At 61.2% G+C, this 20,303-nt stretch carries 18 protein-coding genes and 1 riboswitch; of the genes, 2 read left to right on the forward strand and 16 right to left on the reverse strand.

Features of this window, described 5'->3' with window-relative positions; genetic code table 11:
* Nucleotides 1-38: 38 nt before the first annotated feature.
* Together thiC and OSA81_07195 are read right to left on the reverse strand one after the other, a co-directional pair.
* The gene (gene thiC, locus OSA81_07190) at nt 39-1,775 is read right to left on the reverse strand and encodes a phosphomethylpyrimidine synthase ThiC (protein ID MDE0898783.1); all 1,737 of its coding nucleotides are present in this window, start codon (nt 1,773-1,775) and stop codon (nt 39-41) included.
* A gap of 61 nt (nt 1,776-1,836) precedes the next feature.
* Nucleotides 1,837-1,945, reverse strand: a riboswitch (TPP riboswitch).
* A 39-nt stretch (nt 1,946-1,984) separates the two neighbouring features.
* A complete protein-coding gene (locus OSA81_07195) occupies nt 1,985-2,341 on the reverse strand; it encodes a phage holin family protein (protein MDE0898784.1) in 357 nt (118 codons plus the stop codon).
* A gap of 437 nt (nt 2,342-2,778) precedes the next feature.
* Between OSA81_07195 and OSA81_07200 the strand changes: the two genes are divergently transcribed.
* Nucleotides 2,779-3,219, forward strand: coding sequence for a hypothetical protein (locus OSA81_07200; GenBank protein ID MDE0898785.1), 441 nt, complete (start codon nt 2,779-2,781; stop codon nt 3,217-3,219).
* Between the two features lie 8 nt (nt 3,220-3,227).
* Here the strand turns inward: OSA81_07200 and OSA81_07205 are convergent, their stop codons facing one another.
* The 10 genes from OSA81_07205 to OSA81_07250 form a co-directional block, all read right to left on the reverse strand.
* Nucleotides 3,228-5,783, reverse strand: a complete 2,556-nt coding sequence (locus tag OSA81_07205; protein MDE0898786.1) for an acetamidase/formamidase family protein — start codon at nt 5,781-5,783, stop codon at nt 3,228-3,230.
* A 182-nt stretch (nt 5,784-5,965) separates the two neighbouring features.
* Entirely contained in the window at nt 5,966-6,709 is a 744-nt protein-coding gene (locus OSA81_07210) for a succinate dehydrogenase/fumarate reductase iron-sulfur subunit (protein ID MDE0898787.1), read from the reverse strand.
* Nucleotides 6,709-8,526 (reverse strand): fumarate reductase/succinate dehydrogenase flavoprotein subunit, encoded by a 1,818-nt coding sequence (locus OSA81_07215; GenBank protein MDE0898788.1) that lies wholly within the window; start codon nt 8,524-8,526, stop codon nt 6,709-6,711. Before OSA81_07215 ends, OSA81_07210 begins: the two co-directional genes overlap by 1 nt.
* A complete protein-coding gene (locus OSA81_07220; GenBank protein ID MDE0898789.1) occupies nt 8,526-9,335 on the reverse strand; it encodes a hypothetical protein in 810 nt (269 codons plus the stop codon). The genes OSA81_07215 and OSA81_07220 overlap by 1 nt, the downstream gene beginning before the upstream one ends.
* A 495-nt stretch (nt 9,336-9,830) precedes the next feature.
* Nucleotides 9,831-10,679 carry a rhomboid family intramembrane serine protease gene (locus OSA81_07225; protein ID MDE0898790.1) on the reverse strand — a complete coding sequence of 283 codons (849 nt, stop codon included), beginning with the start codon at nt 10,677-10,679 and terminating at the stop codon, nt 9,831-9,833.
* A 106-nt stretch (nt 10,680-10,785) separates the two neighbouring features.
* Nucleotides 10,786-11,805 (reverse strand): D-alanine--D-alanine ligase, encoded by a 1,020-nt coding sequence (locus tag OSA81_07230; protein ID MDE0898791.1) that lies wholly within the window; start codon nt 11,803-11,805, stop codon nt 10,786-10,788.
* Nucleotides 11,802-13,187: a pyridoxal-phosphate dependent enzyme gene (locus OSA81_07235; GenBank protein MDE0898792.1), complete on the reverse strand. Its 1,386-nt coding sequence runs from the start codon at nt 13,185-13,187 to the stop codon at nt 11,802-11,804. The genes OSA81_07230 and OSA81_07235 overlap by 4 nt, the downstream gene beginning before the upstream one ends.
* Nucleotides 13,188-13,217: 30 nt before the next feature.
* On the reverse strand, nt 13,218-13,631 hold the full coding sequence (locus tag OSA81_07240; protein MDE0898793.1) for an energy transducer TonB: 414 nt from the start codon (nt 13,629-13,631) through the stop codon (nt 13,218-13,220).
* Nucleotides 13,628-16,246: a DNA mismatch repair protein MutS gene (gene mutS, locus OSA81_07245; GenBank protein MDE0898794.1), complete on the reverse strand. Its 2,619-nt coding sequence runs from the start codon at nt 16,244-16,246 to the stop codon at nt 13,628-13,630. The genes OSA81_07240 and mutS overlap by 4 nt, the downstream gene beginning before the upstream one ends.
* On the reverse strand, nt 16,233-16,361 hold the full coding sequence (locus tag OSA81_07250; GenBank protein ID MDE0898795.1) for a hypothetical protein: 129 nt from the start codon (nt 16,359-16,361) through the stop codon (nt 16,233-16,235). The genes mutS and OSA81_07250 overlap by 14 nt, the downstream gene beginning before the upstream one ends.
* A 48-nt stretch (nt 16,362-16,409) precedes the next feature.
* On the opposite strand from OSA81_07250, the gene OSA81_07255 reads away from it, so the two are divergent.
* Entirely contained in the window at nt 16,410-16,646 is a 237-nt protein-coding gene (locus OSA81_07255; GenBank protein MDE0898796.1) for a hypothetical protein, read from the forward strand.
* Between the two features lie 232 nt (nt 16,647-16,878).
* Here OSA81_07255 and OSA81_07260 read toward each other — a convergent pair whose 3' ends face one another.
* From OSA81_07260 to OSA81_07275, 4 genes are all read right to left on the reverse strand, one after another.
* Entirely contained in the window at nt 16,879-17,802 is a 924-nt protein-coding gene (locus tag OSA81_07260) for an SPOR domain-containing protein (GenBank protein MDE0898797.1), read from the reverse strand.
* A complete protein-coding gene (holA, locus tag OSA81_07265) occupies nt 17,799-18,800 on the reverse strand; it encodes a DNA polymerase III subunit delta (GenBank protein MDE0898798.1) in 1,002 nt (333 codons plus the stop codon). The genes OSA81_07260 and holA overlap by 4 nt, the downstream gene beginning before the upstream one ends.
* 47 nt (nt 18,801-18,847) lie before the next feature.
* Nucleotides 18,848-19,399 carry a zf-HC2 domain-containing protein gene (locus OSA81_07270; GenBank protein ID MDE0898799.1) on the reverse strand — a complete coding sequence of 184 codons (552 nt, stop codon included), beginning with the start codon at nt 19,397-19,399 and terminating at the stop codon, nt 18,848-18,850.
* A gap of 181 nt (nt 19,400-19,580) precedes the next feature.
* Nucleotides 19,581-20,234, reverse strand: coding sequence for a sigma-70 family RNA polymerase sigma factor (locus tag OSA81_07275; protein MDE0898800.1), 654 nt, complete (start codon nt 20,232-20,234; stop codon nt 19,581-19,583).
* Nucleotides 20,235-20,303 lie beyond the last annotated feature (69 nt).

A 20,303-nucleotide genomic window follows, 5' to 3' on the forward strand; every position in this document is an offset into this window, starting at 1 on the left:
CAATCACGAGAATCACGTGTGGAGAGGACACCAGTGCTTCAGTCGCCGGCCTCCAAGTATATCTCGCCACCCTTCTCACGAAACTCTGACGCCATCTGCTTCATGCCCGTGTCCACCGCAGCCTCCGCAGCCAACCCCTGCTCCTTCGCGAACTGGCGGATGTCCTCGGTGATCTTCATGGAGCAGAACTTCGGGCCGCACATGGAGCAGAAGTGCGCGACCTTCGCTCCCTCTGCCGGCAGTGTCTCGTCGTGGTACTCGAGGGCCGTAATCGGATCCAGCGCCAGATTGAACTGGTCACGCCAACGGAACTCGAACCGAGCCTTTGAAATTGCATTGTCCCAGTCTTGGGCACCCGGGTGTCCCTTCGCTAGGTCCGCAGCGTGCGCGGCGATCTTGTAGGTGATCACTCCGCGCTTCACGTCGTCACGGTTGGGAAGTCCGAGATGCTCCTTCGGCGTGACGTAGCAAAGCATTGCCGTTCCGTACCAGCCGATCTGCGCCGCACCGATGGCCGACGTGATGTGGTCGTAGGCCGGCGCGATGTCCGTGGTGAGCGGCCCGAGGGTGTAGAACGGTGCCTCTTCACACCACTCGAGCTGCTTGTCCATGTTCTCCTTGATCATATGCATGGGCACATGACCGGGGCCCTCGTTCATGACCTGAACCCCGTGCTTCCACGCGATCTTCGTCAGGTCACCCTGCACCTTGAGCTCGGCGAACTGAGCTTCGTCGTTCGCGTCGTAGAGCGACCCTGGACGCAAGCCGTCCCCGAGCGAGAAGGAGACGTCATAAGCCGCCATGATCTCGCAAAGCTCGGGGAAGTTCGTGTAGGTGAAGTTCTCCTTGTGATGCGCCATGCACCACTTCGCGAGAATGGATCCTCCACGCGACACGATGCCGGTCATGCGGTTGGCGGTCATCGGAATGAAGCGCAGCAGCACGCCCGCGTGGACGGTGAAGTAATCCACGCCCTGTTCACACTGCTCGATGATCGTGTCGCGGTAGATCTCCCATGTGAGCTCTTCCGGCACCCCGTCCACCTTCTCGAGCGCCTGGTAGATCGGCACCGTTCCGATCGGGACTGGAGAATTCCGGAGGATCCACTCGCGGGTCTCGTGGATGTTCTGGCCCGTCGACAGATCCATGACGGTGTCTGCGCCCCAGAGCGTGGCCCAGCGGAGCTTCTCGACCTCTTCTTCGATCGAGGAGCTGACCGCGGAATTGCCGATATTCGCGTTAATCTTCACTTTGAAATTTCGCCCGATGATCATCGGTTCGATTTCAGGGTGGTTGATGTTCGCTGGAATGATCGCACGACCTCGCGCGACTTCATCGCGCACGAAGTCTGGAGACATGCCTTCGCGGATTGCGACGAACTCCATTTCAGGAGTGACCTCGCCCTTCCGGGCATAGGTCATTTGAGTGACGGAGCCTGAACCCTTCAGCGTGCGGCGATGGAGGCCAGCCGGCATCTCGACCGCACCGGTCGGCGTCCGGGTGCGGGTCGTCTCCGTGACATCCCCCCTGCCGTAGATCCAGTCATCACGAAGGGTCGTCAGTCCCATGCGGACATCGAGATCGCCGGGGCCACTCGTGTCGTAGACCCGAAACGGAGGCTCGCCACCGGACAGTTGGATCTCACGCATCGGGACGTGGATGTTTCGCGACCCCTCAACAAAGACCTTCTTTGAATTGGGAAAAGCATCCGGGTAATCACTGCCGACGTCGTCGGTCTTCGGTGAAACTCGGGTACGTCCGTTTTGCTCACTCATCAGCGTTGACCTCGTGCGGCGAGGTGCGCGGAGCGGGGCATTGCCGCCGGGGGATGCCCGGCCTCGCTCTTTGCCGCGCTCCCTACGCCGGTTTCAACCGGATCAGGTTCCAAGGGTCATTCTCAACCGGAACCGTCTCAATGACGGCCTCGGTGCCCCTGGCGGCTCGTGAACTTAGGGTGCCCTTGGGGGAGGAAGGAAGGGGAAGATCAGTCCTTCTCCCCATCCTTCATGTTTTTCCCCAGAACCATGGTGACGATCGACATGACGATGCTCCCGAGAATCGCCGACCACAGGCTGTCGATATTGAGGCTGTCGGTCAGGCCCGCCGTCGCCAGCAGGAGAGCCCCATTCACGACGAATGAGAACATGCCGAGCGTCACGATCAGGAACGGGATCGAAAATAAGACCAAAATGGGCTTCAAGAGCGCATTCAGAATCCCGAAGATCAGGGCCACCACCAGAACATCGCCGAAGCCTCCGGTCAGGTTAATTCCCCCAACGATCCAGGCCGCTGCAGAAAGTGCCAGTGCATTCACCAGCAACCGTATTGCGAAGTTTTTCATGAGATACCCTACGGGATTCCGTGTGGTAACGTTCCGTGCTTAGGCTTTCAAGCAGGCTGTCGAGTCCAGAGGCGGCAAGGCGGAGCAACTCGTTACAGAAGCGGCCGATCTTCTACAGTCCAGATCCTTTTCATCGGGCATGTACCTCCCGGAGCTCGTAGCCCAGAATCTCGCCGCCTACTAGGGGTTCATCGGCGACGTACCGCTAGCCATTGAATGGGTACGCTACGCCTTCGAGCTCTCGCCCGCGGCGGTCGATACTCGCGTTCTTGGGTCTGCCCTCTTCGAGCCGGTCCGAAACGATCCGCGTTTCGCAGCCGCGGCCGACGACATTCGGACAAACGCCATCGCCCGGGTCGAGGCCGCACGAGACCTGATCCTACCCCCTCTGTAGCCACGAGCTGGATCTCCCAAGCACCTGAGTCGGTACGAGGGTCATGCGACCACTCCACCTTCCTACGCTATTCGCCCTGTCCCTGCTCGCGATGCCATCTCCGGGCTCGAGTCAGGGCATCGCACAACTCATGACGGGATTCCGGGAGGGCGGTGGCTGGGTCAGCATTCCCATCGAGGAGGGCCGTGGGACGTTCTCTACGATCACGTTGCCGACCGCGGCCATGAGCGTCGCCGGATGCATCAACGTCTGGTCCGTCCATTCCGGCACATGGAAGATCGAGGCACACGAGAAGGTGCTCGGGTCGGTCCTGAGCCTCGATGCCGAACCAGGTCAAGGTGTGCCGTTCGAGCATGACTTCGGAATGACCGCCCAGGTCGACTTCGACTTCCGGTGGAGTGAGCCCCGGGACACCACGTTGTACTTGTGGGTCGGACTAGGCAGGTCGGGCCGTGGTCCGGAGACGGTGTGTGAGCCCGGCTAGCCGGGCTTCTACTGGGAGATCGGCCTGCTCACGCGCCGCAGGACCCGTCCTGCCCTCGTGTGCTGTGGCTCCCCTTCATCCACCGCCATCTCACCGTTGACTAGGACGTAGCGCATTCCCGTCGCGAGGAGACGGGGCTCTAGGAACGTGGACTCGTCCCGAATCGTCTCAGGGTCGAACACCGCGATGTCGGCAAAGCTGCCAACTGCAATGCGTCCACGATCGGTGAGGCCGAAGACCTCGGCGGGCTGAGAACTCGAAGCGCGAATCATGCGGGACATGGAGAGGACCTCCTCGTCGAGCACATACTTTCGAATCTTCCGAGGATAGGTGCCATACTTCCGCGGATGGCCGTCGGAACCATCCGAGCCCGTCATGACGAACTCGGCCGCCATAAATGTCGCGATGTCATTCTCGTTCATGTTGAACGACCCAATACCCGCTCCACCGTCTCGAATGATCTCAATCGCTGTTTCGATCGGATCAAGCCCCCGAGCCGCCGCGACCGCCTCAAGCGTAAGGCCTCGAATGCTCTCGTCGCGCCCTCCCGTAATAAGCATCGCATCCGGTCCGTTTCGCCTCCGCATGTTGTCCTGCATATCGGAGACGAGTCGCTCACGCACCACCGGGTCGTCGAAACGCGCTAGGAGCGAATCGCGACCTCCTGACTGAGCCCACCTCGGTAGCAGCGAGGCGTTGAGAGATGATCCACTCGCCTCATACGGATACTGGTCCGCGGTCACACGCAGGCCCCTGGCCCGCGCGGTCCGAATCATCTCGATGGCTTCACCGCTCTGGCCCCACACATCCACCCCAAGTGCCTTGATATGGGAGATGTTCGCAGCAATCTCCGCCTCCTCCGCCACGCGGATGACCTCGGCGATCGAGCCCAGAAGCCCAATCGAATAAGAGGACTCGTCTCGCATGTGCGAGTCGTAGGTACCGCCGTACGCGGCGGCCACGCGGGCCAACTCCACGACCTCTTCCGTCGATGAGAAGCTCTGAGGTGCGTAGAACAAACCCGTTGCGAGTCCTGCAGCTCCGTCCCGCATCGCCTGGTCCACGAGCCCCTTCATCTTCTCGATTTCATCGTCCGACGCGGGTTCGTCACGCATGCCCATGACCTCGCCGCGCACCGACCCGAAACCAACGAGGAGCGCCGCGTTGGTCCCTATCCCCCGTCCCTCCATCGCTGCACGGCTTTCCGCGATATCAAATGTTCCGTGCCCGTCGTTTCCGACGACCACGGTCGTCACCCCCTGCATGAGGTAGTTGAGATTCTCTCGACGCACCGGCTCCTCGGAAGCGAGGTCACGCTGAGCGTGAGCATGGGGGTCGATGAAGCCTGGTGACACGACGAGTCCGCTCGCGTTGATCACGCGCGTGCCTGCAACACCCGCAGCGGTGGCATCTCCCAAAAAGACGATTCGGTCACCCGAGACTCCGACGTCTCTGATCACGCCTTCTGAGCCTGACCCGTCGTATACCATCCCTCCACGGATCAGTACCTCTACTTCGTCGGGAACGTCTCCGAGCAGCTCTTTCGGCACCATCGAATGGACGCCGACATTGCCATCAACCAGCTCCGTGATTCCCAGATCGACTGCCATGGACACCACGGAGTAAGCCTCCCCCTGGCTCAGGCCGGTCCGCTCCTGAATCAACTCGACCGTCTCGCGGATCGCGATCTCTGTGGCCTCCTCTAGGTCCGGCGCGAAGCCCATCGCGATGTGATGCGTGGGAGTCTCGGCACGAGGCCAGTCCAGTGTTCGATCCTTGTGGAGAATGAACTGGAGTCGACCTTCGAGGGAAGTCTCCAGTCCCGTCTGATTCACCTCTCCATCGCCCTGGGCAGCGTGCCCATCGCCGATCGCGAACAGTGCGCCTGTGACCCACACCGGCACGTAGAGAGTCGTCCCTGCAACGAGCTCCTTGAGGTCCATGTTTCCTGCGTGGCGTCCCGGTGGATTCGAGCTGACACGCCCCGAATCCGGCGGCGGGGCCACCCCCATGCTTCCGAAGAACGGCCGCGTCGTAACCGTCACACCCGGTGCGATTTCGGCTCGATGGTTCTGAGTGTCGATTCGAATCAGGCGAGACCGCACATTTTCGTCGCACAGGTCACGCACGAACCCACTGCATCCGTTGTACCCGTATGGAATCGAGTAATCGACAGAGAGAATTCGTACCTCAAGCACGTCCCCGGGCTCGGCCCCTTCAATGTGGATCGGGCCGGTCAGGATGTGTCCACCGGGCCCGCGGTCCGTAACCTGTTCGACAATCGCCGCGAGGTTCTGCTGCACTTCTTCAGCGGGCAGACCCATCTGCTGTAGCCGCGTGGGATTGCTGGTGAGCATCGTGGTGATCTCGAGGAAATCACCTGACGCTATCCGCAACACCCCCGGCTTTTCCGGGTCGTAGTGACCGTATGCCACGGTCTCGGGTCCTGCCACGAGTCGGTGCGTTGCCTGTGCCGCGACCCGGCCGTTTCCGATGAGCGGGCCGAGGGCCGATGTAGCAAGGACGAACCATCCGAAACGGGCGACGTATCTGGAGTGCTTCATACGGGTAGTTCTCTGAGAGCGGCCGTGCGAACGGACACGATACCCTTCCCCACCGGGCATAGCACCACCCGAGGCCACGGCCAGAAACAAGAACGGCCACCTCGAGCGCTTTGCCCGAGATGGCCGTCTTCAACTGGTCTGCGGGGTCGTCGGTGAATGCTCGACCTCTGGGGAACCTCGGGTTACCCGCCCTTCACCATCCGCATGAGAGCTGCAATCGGATCATACGAACGGTCCACAACCCGCTCCTTGAGCGGAATGATCGCGTTGTCTGTAATCGCAATGTGCTCAGGACACACCTTCGTGCAGCACTTGGTAATGTTGCAGTACCCGATCCCCATGTCGTCCCGCAAGTGCGCGGTGCGATCTCCGGTATCGATCGGGTTCATCTCCGCCTGAGCCGCGAACACGAAGTGTCGAGGCCCCGCGAACTTGTCATGCATCTGGTGGTCACGAAGTACGTGGCAGACGTCTTGGCACAGGAAGCATTCGATACACTTCCTGAATTCCTGCGGCCGCTCCACATCGGACTGCTGTATGTTCCAGGAACCGTCGTCGAAATCCGGCTTCCGAGGCGTAATCTGCTGGATCGCGGCTTTGACTTCGTAGTTCCAGGAGACGTCGCTCACGAGGTCCTTGATGACCGGGAACGTCCGCATCGGCTCGACAGTGATCGGCTTGTCGTCGGGCAAATCCTCTACCCGAGTCATGCACATCAACTTCGGGGATCCGTTGATCTCCGCTGAGCATGAACCGCACTTCCCAGCCTTGCAGTTCCATCGGCACGCCAGGTCGTTGGCCTGCTCAGCCTGAATCTTGTGGACCGCGTCGAGGACGACGTAGCCAGGTTCGAGTTCCACATCGTACGACTCGAAGTCACCGCCGTCGCTGTTGCCCCGCCACACCTTGAACGTCGCGGTAGCCATCAGCCTTGCTCCTCAATGATGTCCTTGAGGTCCTGACGCATGTCTGGGATGTCGCGACGCTCGATCTCCATCGATCCATCAGGTGCCTGACGGACGATATGGTTGAACGTGCCCCACGCCGGATCCTTGTCGAGGTGATCGAGCCTCGAGTGGGCACCCCGGCTCTCCTTTCGCTCCCGAGCCGCCAATGCGATGGCTTCGGAAACCGTGAGGAGATGCTTCATGTCGAGGGCCGTGTGCCACCCGGGATTGAACCAACGGTTTCCACCTGCACCGACGTCGGTGAGCTGTGTGCCGATCTCGCGAATCTTGTCGACGGCCTCGGTCAGTCCTTCATCCACGCGGGCGATGCCGACTTTGTCCTGCATCAGGGACTGTAGTTCGTACTGAAGCTGGAAAGGTCCCCGCTCCGTCTTCTCACGCTCAATCGGCGCGAGCGCTTCAGTCGCCGCGGCTTCCACGTCGGCCTCGGCCACGGAGTAAGACCCATGCTCTTTGGCGAACTTCGCCGCGTGCTCCCCGGCTCGCTTCCCGAAGACGACCAAATCCGAAAGTGAGTTCCCACCTAGACGATTGGCACCGTGCAAGCCACCGGCGACCTCGCCAGCCGCAAACAGGCCCGGCACCGTGGTGGTCATCTGCGTATCAGGATCGACCGCGATTCCGCCCATCGCATAGTGGGTGGTCGGGCCTACTTCCATCGGCTCCTTCGTGATGTCGATGCCCGCCAGTTCTTTGAACTGATGGTACATGCTCGGAAGCTTCTTTTTGATATGGCCCTCGGAGTCCTTGATGTTCTCTTTGATCCACGCGATGTCGAGGAAGGCTCCCCCGTGTGGGCTCCCACGACCCTCCTGGACTTCCTTCACGATCTTCCGCGCCACATGGTCTCTCGTGAGGAGCTCCGGGGGACGCCGGGCATCCCGATCGCCAGTCACATACCGCCAGCCCTCCTCAGCAGTCTCCGCGGTCTGACCATCGTAGAGCGGGGGGATATCGTCGAACATGAAGCGCTTGCCTTCACTATTCTTCAGAACGCCGCCTTCGCCCCGCACACCTTCCGTCACGAGAATGCCGCGAACACTGGGCGGCCACACCATGCCGGTCGGGTGGAACTGGATGAACTCCATGTCGACGAGTTCAGCGCCCGCGTGGTATCCGAGCGAGTGCCCGTCGCCTGTTCCTTCCCAACTGTTGCTTGTGACGAGGAAGGAGCGGCCAAGGCCACCCGTCGCAAGAATGACGGCCTTCGCCTTGTATACGCGGAAACGGCCCTGCTCGCGATCGTAGCCGAACGCGCCCACACACCGCTCACCATCCTTCAACAGGCTGGTGACCGTCACCTCCATATGGACATCGATGCCCTGATGGATGCCGTGGTCCTGAAGCGTCCGGATCATTTCGAGTCCGGTCCGATCTCCCACGTGCGCGAGACGCGGATAGGCATGTCCACCGAAATTGCGCTGCAAAATCTTGCCGTCAGGCGTTCTGTCGAAGAGCGCGCCCCACGACTCGAGCTCGCGCGCACGCTCCGGCGCCTCTTTCGCGTGGTGCTCGGCCATACGCCAACTGTTGAGGTACTGACCACCACGCATCGTGTCGGCGAAGTGAACATTCCAGCCGTCACGCTCGTCGACATTCGACATCGCGGCCGCCATGCCACCCTCGGCCATGACGGTGTGTGCCTTACCGAGAAGTGACTTGCAGATCAGACCGACGGAGACGCCTTCAGCCGCGGCTTCGATGGCGGCCCGCAATCCCGCGCCGCCTGCACCGATGACGATGACGTCGTGCTCAAACTCCTGGTACCCGGCCATCAGAAGAACCTCACATTGGTCCAGACGCCCATCGCACAGAGGCGCACATAGATATCGGTGAACGCCACCCAGAGCAGGCTCGTCCATGCCCATGCCATGTGTCGACCATTCAGACAGGTCACACACTCATAGACCATTTTTCGTACCGGCCGTCTCGAAAGGATGTCTATGCCGCCGCCGACAAGGTGACGGAGCGAGTGACATCCGAACGTATAGCCGGAGAGAAAGACCACGTTCAGCGTGACGACGATCGTCCCGACGCTGAGGCCGAACTCCTTGCCGCCCGCAGCCGTATGGAACCACATCGCGTTCCAGGCGTCGATGCCGAGGAAGACGAGGAGCGCCAGTGCAAAGGGCAATGCGTACCGGTGAAGGTTCTGGATCAGGAGCGGCATTTTCCGCTCACCGATGTACCCCTTACCGGGCGTCCCGACGGAGCAGGATGGCGGCCCCGGCCAGTAGGCCTTGTAGTACGCTCCCCTGTAGTAGTAACAGGTGAGCCTGAAGCTCACCGGTGCCCACAGAATGAGGAATGCAGGAGAATACGGCATGAACGACGGCCACCACGAGGGCGATCCCGGTCGCTGCATGAGCGCGTGCTCGGTGGGTCCCCAGATCTCCGGTGAGTAGAACGGAGAGAGGAGGTTCTCGAAGTGGTAGAATTCGCCCTGAAAGGCGGCCCACGTCGAATAGAGAATGAATCCACTGAAGACTGTGAATACAGCGAGTGGCTGGAGCCACCATGCATCCTGCCGCATGGTTTCGCCCCACGATCGCTTGACCGGCAGAGTCGTGACTTTGGACGGCATGTACTCACCTTTGGGGGTGTGGTGCACCGTTGGAAGCTTCGCGTCTTTTTGAGGTAGCTACTGCGCGTCGGGGCGCAGCGCCGCCGTAATATCAACGCCTCTCGCGCCACTGCAACGGGTTGCCAAACCCGAAGATCGACAAATGAGCAATGTGGTCCGACCCGAAGCCCACGCCGAGCTCGTTCCGCGGCTCGATTCCCTGCGTCCGGATAGTGTTCGGCAATGGAGCCGAATGAACGCGCATCAGCCTGTGTGTCACCTCAACGACTCCTCCAAGGCGATCCTCCTGGATCGACCGCTCGCCGAGATATCCCCTGACATGAAGCGGCTAATCAGGAGGGGTTACGCCTTCGCCATCCCGAATCCCTGGCCAAAGGGCGTCGCCACCTTATCAAGAATGGCCGCGTCAGGTGGCACCGGATTCGGCGCTGAGGGGGGGGGGCGCAGGCGCAGAGCGCGATCAGGCAGCCGGCAAGGACATTCGCACAGGCAGAATCAGTTCGTGCGGTGCTTCTTCGAAACGTCGTCGAGAAGCCTTAGCTCGTCTTTGGTGAGCGACGACATTCCTTCAGCGGAGATCTTGTCGAGCACGGCGTCGACCTTGTCGTAGAGAGCTCCGTCTTCACGGACGTTCGGCCGACTGTCAGAGGCTGCATCTTCTGCCGCTGACTCGTCACCCGGCACGATCGCCAGCCGTCGATTCTTCTTCCTCGCGGCCTTCTTCAAGCCTTCGAGCGGCTTGCTGCTCCGCCAGTCCGCCTTCAGGTAGAGGTAGCCGGCCAGTAGACCACCCAAGTGCGCGAAATGAGCCACGTTGCTCCCACCCTGCGCGCTACCCGCGGCCCCCAACAGATTCAAAACGCCCATGAACGCCACGAGGTACTTCGCAAGAACCGGAAAAATGCCAAAGACATAGATAGGCGTATTCGGCCAGTTCATCGCGAACGCTAGCATGACGCCGTACACAGCCGCGGAGGCTCCAATCAGAGCACTCGCCTGAAAGAAGAGGCTCAGGGCGACTCCACCCAACCCGCAGATCAGATAGAACTTCAGGAACTCCCGCTCGCCCCACTTCGATTCGAGCGGGGGGCCAAAAAAGAAGAGGAAAAGCATGTTCCCGACGAGGTGCATCAGGTTGCCATGCAGGAACATGTACGTGAGCGGGCCCCACGGCTTGAACACGATCTGGCTCGGCTGGAAGGCGAACCAGTTGAACATCACGTCCGGCAGGGCCAACTGGAACGCAAATATGACCGCGCTGGCAATCAGAAGCCGCTTCACCATCGGGGTAGGCTTGAGGCCCAGCCCAAAGGATTGGAAGCCGTGACCGCTCTGATAACTCATGAGGTCGTAACTCGCGTTCGTCCTGAGGCCATTGGGAGTGGGTTGAACACCCTGAAACGAGAGCAGGTTCCGGGAAGCCAGACCCTCTCCTCAACCGCAGCCACGGTCACGAAGAATGGCTTCCGGAACGCCTGTACGCGAGCCGCACCACCCGATCGCAGAGTTCGGGAAAGGTGATTCCTGCGGAGCGGGCCCCCTTGGGTACCAGGCTGTTCGCCGTCATCCCCGGAAGCGCGTTGGCTTCCAGACACCATGGACGGCCGCCTTCATCGACAATGAAATCGATACGCGAGTAGTCTCGCATGCGAAGAGCCCGGTGGACTTCGAGCGCGAGGCGACGGAGCTCGTCAGAGAGTTCGGCCGGGATATCGGCGGGAAAAATCTCTTCCGCCATGCCTGGTTGATATTTGCACTCATAGTCAAAAATCTCGTGCTCAGGCACGATCTCACCCACCGGGAAAGTGTCGGGGCCGACAACCCCCACAGTGAATTCCCGTCCTGCGTGGTATCGCTCGAACAAGACGACGTCGTCCCACGTCGCACTCACTGCAATCGCCGCGGCGAGCTCGTCTCGATCGTGCGCGAGAAACAGTCTCAGTGATGATCCACCCGCCGCCGCCTTCACGATCACAGGGAGCCCAAGCGCCGCCTCGACTTCATCGACCTTATGCGATCCGACCATCCAATCGGGCGTCGGAATCCCGGCATCCCGCAGCAGGCGTTTGGTAACCTCCTTGTCCATCGCGAGTGAGCACCCGAGGCGATCACTGCCCGTATAGGTCACACCAGCGACGTCGAGGAGCGCCTGGATCGTCCCGTCTTCTCCACTACCCCCGTGAAGGGCCAAGAAAAATACATCGACATCAGCGAGGTCGGCATCGCGAGTGAGCGCGACGGTGTGACTCTCGTCGAGGGCTGCGAGTGCTCCAGGACTGGGAGGAGCCGCCGCCTTGACGCCCTCTTCGAGCAGCTGTCGTTCCCGGTCGGGGCCCAGTCGGCCGTGCACCGTATCGACCGCTACGACTTCATGACCTGCTTGGCGGAGCGCTGATGCGACCTGAACACCGGACGCCAGAGAGACGTCCCTTTCGTCGGACGTACCACCGAGAAGAACGGCGACCTTCACCCGGCCAGCGCCTGGACGACGTCGTATCGGGTGATAATGCCCACGAGTTCGCCGTCGTCGCGCACTAGGCAGGCCGCATTGTCACGGGCGAGAAGCGGACGGATCTCTTCCGCATCGACGTGGCCCTCCAGGACCGGAAAGGGCGCACCCATGACGGTCTCTGAAGTCTTGTCAAGCAGTTCCGGGTCTTCGATGATCTGCGCCATCAGACGTGACTCAGTGATCGACCCGATACACTCGCCGTCGCGCACGACCGGAAGCTGGCCGATGTCATGGGCGGTGATCGCAGAGAGGGCGATCCGGATCGGAGTCGTCGGCTCGACCGTTACGAGTCCGGACACTCGGCCGTCCTTGCCGGCGACGGCCTCAAGCAGCGATGAGCGGCGGGGACGCTCGAGAAACCCGTTCTCTCGCATCCATTCATCGTCGTATGTCTTGCTCAGATACCGCTCACCCCAATCGCAGATCAGAGTGACCACGAATGCGTCGGGATCGTCGAGTTCTTTGGCAAGCTCGACCGCAGTGTGCACCATGAGGCCGGCCGAGCCACCAGCAAACAGGCCCTCCTCTCGGGACACGCGGCGTGCCATCCTGAAGGCTTCCGCATCGCCGTGACTTCGAAATTCGTCCACGTAATCGAGGTCGAGACTCCCTGGAATTTTGTCGTTCCCAATACCCTCCACCTTATACGGAGAGCCTTCGACCATTTCTCCAGTATTAAAGAAGGGTGCGATCATCGATCCCTCCGGGTCCACACCGACGATCCGTACCGAGTCGCTCTGCTCCTTCAGGTAGCGACCCACACCTGTAATGGTGCCACCGGTACCTGCAGACGCGACGAAATGGGTGACCTTCCCCTCGCTCTGCTCCCAGATCTCGAGGCCAGTCGTCGCGTAATGAGCGTCCGGATTAGCCTGGTTGTAGAACTGATTTGCCAGCACTGCACCCGGTGTTTCGGCCGTGATGCTTCGAGCCTGCTGCAGATAGTGGTCGGGATGATCCGGAGGTACGGCCGTGGGCGTGATTACGACCTCGGCGCCGAATGCACGAAGCAGCTTCACCTTCTCGCTGCTCATCTTGTCCGGCATCGTGCAAATGCACTTGTAGCCCTTCAGGGAGGCCGCCATCGCGAGCGCGAGGCCAGTGTTGCCCCCGGTCGCCTCGACGACGGTCCCGCCCGGCTTCAAGGTGCCATCCGCCTCCGCGGCTTCGATCATCGCGAGTCCGATTCGGTCCTTGATCGAACCACCTGGACCCATGAATTCACACTTCACGTAGACCGGTGTGCGACACCCATCTGTTACCGCGTTGAGGCGCACCATCGGCGTCCATCCGATGAGATCGAGAACGCTGTCGTATGGGCGCGGGTGACGCTCAGCCATGTTTTACAAATCCAGACGGTGAGTGGTTTGTCAGCTTTGGGGTGCGCCAAGGGTATCCGGTCGGGGGCGTTTCGAGAAACGTACCGGCACCTCGGCCCAAACTTGGATTCGATCGCCGTCTTCCTGCCGAGCTGGCGTGAAACGAAGATGGCGAGCCCCCTCCGTAGCGGCGGAGTCGAAGGCGGCGTGTCCTGAAGATTCGACGACCTCGACGCTGTCGACGCCCCCCGTATCTCCGACGAGAACCCGGAGAACGGTCTCGCCTTCCATATCCTGATCCCACATATGAAGGGGATACTCAATGGGGATCTCGCCGAGGGGGCGGGGTTCCTGGATCTTACCGTCGGCGGCGCATCCACCCATAGCCACACAGCCCGCTACCCAGAGGCCTACCGAACGGCGGCTACCCCTGAGCCCTGTCGAATCGTCTGGAATTCGCTTCAATCGTCTTCCCCGAGCCGGGTCGCGTTGCCGAGTTCATACAGAAGGTCGAGAGCCTCTTTCGGACTCAGTTCATTCGGATCGATGGCCTTAAGTCGGGTCACCGTCGGATGCTCGACCTGAAACATAGAGAGCTGTTCCTGCGGCCCCTCCGAGTCTGGGCCATGCGCCCCATGTCGACCGAGTCCCTCCCCACCACTGGTATGTGTTCCCTCGAGCTCCGCGAGAAGTTCCCGGGCCCTCGATACGATCCCGTCGGGCAGACCAGCGAGCCGCGCGACCTGAATTCCATATGATCGATCAGCGCCTCCGTCTGCGAGTCGCCTAAGAAATACGATCTCCTCACCTACCTCACGAACGGAAACATTCATGTTTTTCACACCATCGAGCTGATCGCCCAGCTGGGTGAGCTCATGGTAGTGAGTCGCGAAGATCGTCTTCGCACCAATGTGTTCGTGAATGTGCTCGGTGACCGCCCAGGCGATCGACACCCCGTCGTAGGTCGACGTGCCTCGCCCGATTTCATCGAGCAGTACGAGGCTCCGATCAGTCGCGCCGTGGACGATGGCCGCGGTCTCGCTCATCTCCACCATAAAGGTGGACTGCCCGCGGGCCAGATTGTCCGACGCACCCACGCGGGTGAAAATCCGATCTGACACCGGTAGTCGGGCCGCGTCGGCGGGGACGAAAGAACCCAGTTGGCCAAGCAGTTGGATAAGGCCGATCTGCCTCAAGACTGTGCTCTTGCCAGCCATGTTCGGGCCGGTGAGCACGACGATGTGCCCGTGATCATCGAGTACGATGTCGTTGGGAATGAATTCGTCGCGCGGCATCATGGTCTCGACGACAGGATGCCGACCCGCCCGAATCTCCAGGTCGAAGCCCGTATGGATCTCCGGGCGAACGTATTGATGGCGGACGGCTATGTGGGCGAAGGCGGACAGGACGTCGAGCGCCGCAATCCTGGCGCCGGAATCCTGCAGCCTCGGAACGGCTCCGGCGACCTGGGCTCGCACTCCGGCAAAAAGCTCGACCTCGAGCTGCCCGATACGATCTTCGGCCCCGAAGACCTTCTCCTCCCATTCCTTGAGTTCCGGAGTGAAGTAGCGCTCGCCGTTCGTGAGGGTCTGCTTCCGGACGAAGTCATCAGGCACCTTGTCGAGGTTGGCCTTGGTCACCTCGAGATAGTATCCGAACACTTTGTTGAAACCGACCTTCAGGGACGAGATGCCCGACCGCTCGCGCTCCCGAGTCTGAAGGCTCGCAATGAAGTCGCGTGCACCGTCCCGGACGGCACGGATCTCATCAAGCTCTTGCGACCAACCCGTCCGGATCACGCCCCCGTCGTGAAGTGCCGCCGGGGGATCATCGGCAACCGCCGATGCGAGCAATTCGAGCACGTCCTTCATGCAGTCGAGGTCGGTGCCGAGACTTTGGGTCAGGTCAGACGACGCGTTACCGGCCGCTTCAGCAACCGCAGGCAGGCTCTCAAGCGAGTTCCGAAGACTCCCGAGGTCACGGGGCCCGACCCTGAGCGTTCCAATCTTGCCGGCGAGTCGCTCCAGGTCACTCACGCCTTTTAGGGCTCTTCGCAGAGCATCTCGGAGTTCCGGCGAAGCGACGCACTCTGCCACGGCCTCCTGGCGCGTCCAGATTTCGTCGGCGACGACCAAGGGCTCCAGAATCCAGCGACGAAGGAGCCGGCCACCCATCGGGGTCACGGACCCGTCGAGAACGTCGAGAAGCGTTCCGCCTTCTTCACCGGAGCGAAGAGGCTCGATCAGTTCGAGATTTCTACGGGTCATCTCGTCGAGGAGCATCACCCGCCCTGGACGTCGGATTTGAACGGCCTTGAGGTGCGTCACACCCGCCGGACGAATCTCAGCCAGGTACTGAATCAGGGCGCCACCGGCACGAATCAGTGCGTCGTCGTGCGACTGGAAGCCAAACCCATCCAGCGACTGAACCGAATAGGCCTTGAGCAACTCGGCAGCCGCAATATCCTCCTCGAACATCCAGTCGTCACGAACGGTGCGGGGCAACGTCGAAGGCGCGGCGAAGGCAACCTCGGGGCTCTCCGCGAGGGCTCGGGGCAGAAGGACCTCAGATGGTTCGAGGCGGCCAAGCTCCGCGCGAAGCTCACCTTCGGGGACACGCTGGACCGACAGCTCTCCGGTGGACACATCGAGTGTGGCCAGTCCGTGCGAGCCATCCGGGCTCCCCACAAGCGCTACCAGAAAATTGTTACGCCGTTCGGAGAGCAGATTGTCTGCGAGAACAGTCCCCGGCGTCACGGTTTCGGTCACCTCGCGTTTGACCAAGCCCTTGGCGAGTGCCGGGTCCTCCACCTGGTCACAGATCGCGACACGCCGTCCGAGCTTGACGAGCCGCGAGAGGTAGTCGTCGAGAGCCTTCGCGGGCACACCCGCGAGCGGGACCTTCGCCGCCGCACCGTTGTTCCGTGAGGTGAGGGTGAGACCCAGGAGCTTCGCTCCCTCCTCGGCATCACCATGGAATAGCTCGTAGAAGTCGCCCACCCGAAAGAAGAGGAGCGAGTCCCGATGGCGCGACTTGGCGTCACGCCACTGCTGCATGAGCGGGGTATCAGAGGAGGCCATGCGGGAAGTTGGACGGGCTGATGGGTCCACTCAAGGCTCGGTCCGCAATTTCCGCCAAGATATACGCATATGTGCGAACGAATCCGTCGGCCCACAGACTCTGCGTCCAACTCATCTATACTCAGTTGCCCAACGGTAGGATGCTTCCGGCGGGCGCACGGTCATGACAACACAGACCTGGATCGACAAGGCGGGAGAAATGGTCGTGCGAGATGGATTGGTGGAAACCGAGATCGGTCGCACGACGGAACAGTTCGGCTTGATCGCCCACGTTTTCAGCACCTATGTGGCGTTTTGCAGCCGAGCGGACGCGTTCCACTTTCAGCGAAGGATCAACTCATTCCAGCTGATGAATGATGGTGACCGCGGGTGGATGACATTGCAGGTATTCAGTGACTGAGAGCATTTCCTGTGGCTACGAAACGACACCGCGGGTAGCCGTCGATAACGCCGACACGAGAGTACGCGAGGCGCTGACAATCGAGAGGTTCGGCGCCCTCACCGAGATCGATGTCGCCGGAGCGGTCAATGACACGCTCGGGGCGAGACGATCATGCGCCGCTCGGCGAGGATGTCGCAACCCGCCTAAGCGGGTCATCGAGCCTCTGTAGAGCAGACTCGACACACCTGAGTCAATCGCGGATCAGCAACTCTGGGCGCTCGTCACGGACGAGGGCTGCATTGACGCCCTGAGCGGCGAGCTCTTCAAGAAGATCGACCGCCGCAGACCGCTCGGCGAACCGGCCGGCCCGGACGTGGGTGAACTGACTACCTTCCACACGCACCACGCGAACATCGACGCCTGCAGCCTTCACTTCCGCGAATAGCACGAGCGCGCGCTCTTCCTCGCCGAACGCGCCGAGCTGGACGTAGTAGTTCATCGCAGGCTCGGTGGCTTCTTCAGTGACAGCGGAGTCGTCTGTCGTCGAGGCCTCCGTGGCTGAAGCCTCTGCCGCTGTAGCCGAGTCCATCGCTGACCCACTAGCAGCATGCGTAATTGGAGCCCCCTCAGGCCCAGGCGACGGACTCTCAGTCGACGTGGCCGAAGTGGCGCGGGTCGGGATGTCACCTGGCGGCGGTACCGGCCCGGCATTAGCAATCCACGCCTCAGCTCGGCCACGGGCATCTGATCGTGGATAGTCGCGGGAAAGCGTGTTCACATAATCACGGGCGGCGACCTCATCACCCATGGCGAACGCGGCCTGCGCGAGTCTCATCACGGCGTCCGGCGTGAACTGCCCCGACGGGTACAACACGACGAGACGCCGGAAGTCGAGTTCAGCCTGGACCGGGTCCACGGTCAGACGGCCCCTGAGCCACAACCCACGCTGCCGTTCCCTGCGGGTGGCGTCCAACCGTTCGTCCTCCCACCAGACGATCAACTCATCACGGGCTTCGTCTGTCCGTCCCATCCGAGTCAGTTGCTCGACCGGCTCTAGCGTCGATTGGGCCTCGACAACATCGGGCTGCATCAGCAGGGTGAACGCGGTCAGCACAGACACAAGTCCGACCCTCAAACCACCGCGCACCGCAAGGCTCCGCTCTCTACCGGTCATGCTGCCTCCGCATAAACCCGCAGCCCAAGCAGCCACGACTCCAGAAAATGTTCGTCGGTATGTGGGCTCGCCTTTAACAGCCGGTCCACGTCGAGTAGCCCTTCGAGCGCGTGGTCGACATGAGGTAGTGACCACTTTCGTGCCTGAGAGCCGACGCGCCTTGCCAACCACTTCTGATGATGCGGGAGCACGGCTTCGAGGCCGCCCGGACCCTTTTCTAGTGCGATACCGAGTCGCAGGAATTGGGTGGCCAGTCCGATCACGAGACTGACGCCGGAGTCTCCCTGAGACAGCAAAACGGGTAGGCCCCGGCCGGCCTGCTCAAATTTCCGATCGGCGACCAGGTCGAACCACCCCCACCGATCCTGGGAGGGGAGCTTGGTACCCGCAGCATCGACGTCAGCCAGTGTGATGGTCTTCCGTTCGTCGATGAAGTCGGCCAACTTCGCCACTTCCTGCGACAGAACGCCAAGGTTCGTCCCGATCGCCGCGCCCAGCGCCTGTGCGGCCGAGACCTCAAACTCGACTCCGTGCTCCTCCGTGGCTCGCGCCATAAGCCAGCCCGGGACATCCGCCTCGGTGATCGCCCGGAACTCGACAGTCCGGCTGAACTTCGCCAGTTGGCTGTAGAATTTTGCCTTGGACGCCGAGGGAACAGTACAGCTGAGAATCAACGCCAGTCCCGGGGGCGGATTTTGCGCCACCGCGAGCAGAGCTTCCCTCGCATGCTTCGATCCGGATAGCCCCTCGACTTCGCTCAGTACGACAACCCGCCATTCGGCCATCATCGGTGGTGTCGCAATGATCGACGCCAGAGTCTCCGCATCGACGTTGCTGCCGCTGATCCGATCGAGGTTGAAATCCCGAGTCCCCGGATCGACATGCGCGTCGATGAGCGCGCGGACCGTGAGGTCTTTCCGGAAATGGTCTTCGCCATGGAGGTAGAAGACACCGCCGGGTTCAGAACCGAGTTTCCGGATGGAGGCGAGCGTAGTCACGTCTCGAATCTCGCCTCGGGCCTCACCTCTGGAAACCACCGATCAACTCAACGATCGGGGAGAAATCTCTGACGCCCGCCAACTTGCTGATCGTAGCGTTGCGACAAAGGTGTGTAGTCGTAGAGAATCGTATTCTCCCAGAGACCCTCGTCCAGATCATCACCCGCCTTCGAGCTGAACACGCGGGGAGGCGAACTCGCTGCCCGTACGGGTGACCGGGAAGGCGCACGATCGACGACGATCGGAGCCAACTCCACGGCTCTCGACCCAGCGAACATTGTCGGAGACCATGCCGCCGCAGTCAGGAGCAGCGCGATACCGAGTACGGTCATCGCAGGCGTACCGGACGCGGCATGAACTCCGAGCAAGCGCTCATCATCGACGTGAAACAGCCTGTGTCGCAGGCGGGGTTCGAAGTCCGCGCGCAGCTCCGGCTCGGGGAGCGACCGAAGAAGCTGTCCGCCATGAACGACGACGTGCCGGTATCGGACACACGCAGAACAGGCGCCGAGGTGTCGTTGAATAGACGCTGCTTCCTCGCTGGACGTATCACCGTCCAGGTACTCCGTGAGGCGAGCTACGACTTCGGAACAGTTCATCGAATCGGTCTCTCAAGACGACTACAGACCCCAGTGGCCTTAACTCCGTGTCCGGTTACTACTGCACGTGCACGGCAGGGTTCCACAAAAAACAAGCCCCCACCGGGTTTCCCCGGCGGGGGCTTTCCCCACCCCACCCCACCTCACACTCGGACGAAGTACGCTTCAGTGGCACACCTCGTCAGTCAATCATGGGAGCAATGATGTGCGCGAAGTTGTTCCGCGCACGATTTAGTCGACTCTTTACCGTCCCGAGGTTACAGCCCGTGATATCGGCGATCTCCTCGTACGTCTTTCCTTCCATCTCGCGGAGGACAAAAACGATGCGGTGATGCTCAGGCAGCTGCTCCACGGCCTCTTCGACCTTGGCCCGAAGGTGTCGCTTCCGGAACAGGTCGTCAGGCTTGTACTGCGTGTCCTCCCACTCGAGCGGCCGATGGTCGGCGTCCCAGTTCTTCTTGAGCGTCTGGAAGAGCACCAGCGGATTACGGGCCCGATTCCGCAGCTCGTTCTTCGCAAGATTACTCGCGATCGTGTAGATCCATGTCGAAAACTTCTTCGACTTATCGAAACGGTGCAGGTGTCGGTAGACACGGACGAACGTCTCCTGAACCAAGTCCTGCCCGCGCTCGCGATCACCGATGGTCCGGTACACGAAGTTCAGCAGCCTCTGGTCATATCGACGCACCAGATCGTTGAACGCCCGGGGATCTCCATCGAGAGATGCCTGGACAACCTCGGAATCGGTCATTTCGCCCAGCTTCAGACGGTGGTCACGAGCTTCGCTCGGCATCACCTGAAGTTCAGTTGTTTCCTTCTTACGTGCCCTAGCCATGTCTCACCCCCTAGTTGCGGCAACCCGCACTGTCGGCAGATACACTCCTCACACGCCCTCTGGGAGTGC

Source organism: Longimicrobiales bacterium (assembly GCA_028823235.1).
In the GTDB taxonomy this organism is placed as follows: Bacteria; Gemmatimonadota; Gemmatimonadetes; order Longimicrobiales; family Gaopeijiaceae; genus UBA2589.

What these genes read in the sequence shown, in the direction of transcription:
- OSA81_07220 (MDE0898789.1), bottom strand. Translation starts at nt 9,335, where the DNA reads ATGCCGTCCAAAGTCACGACTCTGCCGGTCAAGCGATCGTGGGGCGAA.
- OSA81_07250 (MDE0898795.1), bottom strand. Translation starts at nt 16,361, where the DNA reads ATGAGTTGGACGCAGAGTCTGTGGGCCGACGGATTCGTTCGCACATAT.
- OSA81_07275 (MDE0898800.1), bottom strand. Translation starts at nt 20,234, where the DNA reads ATGGCTAGGGCACGTAAGAAGGAAACAACTGAACTTCAGGTGATGCCG.
- OSA81_07200 (MDE0898785.1), top strand. Translation starts at nt 2,779, where the DNA reads ATGCGACCACTCCACCTTCCTACGCTATTCGCCCTGTCCCTGCTCGCG.
- OSA81_07270 (MDE0898799.1), bottom strand. Translation starts at nt 19,399, where the DNA reads ATGAACTGTTCCGAAGTCGTAGCTCGCCTCACGGAGTACCTGGACGGT.
- OSA81_07255 (MDE0898796.1), top strand. Translation starts at nt 16,410, where the DNA reads ATGACAACACAGACCTGGATCGACAAGGCGGGAGAAATGGTCGTGCGA.
- OSA81_07225 (MDE0898790.1), bottom strand. Translation starts at nt 10,679, where the DNA reads ATGAGTTATCAGAGCGGTCACGGCTTCCAATCCTTTGGGCTGGGCCTC.
- OSA81_07195 (MDE0898784.1), bottom strand. Translation starts at nt 2,341, where the DNA reads ATGAAAAACTTCGCAATACGGTTGCTGGTGAATGCACTGGCACTTTCT.
- mutS (MDE0898794.1), bottom strand. Translation starts at nt 16,246, where the DNA reads ATGGCCTCCTCTGATACCCCGCTCATGCAGCAGTGGCGTGACGCCAAG.
- OSA81_07210 (MDE0898787.1), bottom strand. Translation starts at nt 6,709, where the DNA reads ATGGCTACCGCGACGTTCAAGGTGTGGCGGGGCAACAGCGACGGCGGT.
- OSA81_07235 (MDE0898792.1), bottom strand. Translation starts at nt 13,187, where the DNA reads ATGGCTGAGCGTCACCCGCGCCCATACGACAGCGTTCTCGATCTCATC.
- thiC (MDE0898783.1), bottom strand. Translation starts at nt 1,775, where the DNA reads ATGAGTGAGCAAAACGGACGTACCCGAGTTTCACCGAAGACCGACGAC.
- OSA81_07205 (MDE0898786.1), bottom strand. Translation starts at nt 5,783, where the DNA reads ATGAAGCACTCCAGATACGTCGCCCGTTTCGGATGGTTCGTCCTTGCT.
- OSA81_07260 (MDE0898797.1), bottom strand. Translation starts at nt 17,802, where the DNA reads ATGACCGGTAGAGAGCGGAGCCTTGCGGTGCGCGGTGGTTTGAGGGTC.
- OSA81_07215 (MDE0898788.1), bottom strand. Translation starts at nt 8,526, where the DNA reads ATGGCCGGGTACCAGGAGTTTGAGCACGACGTCATCGTCATCGGTGCA.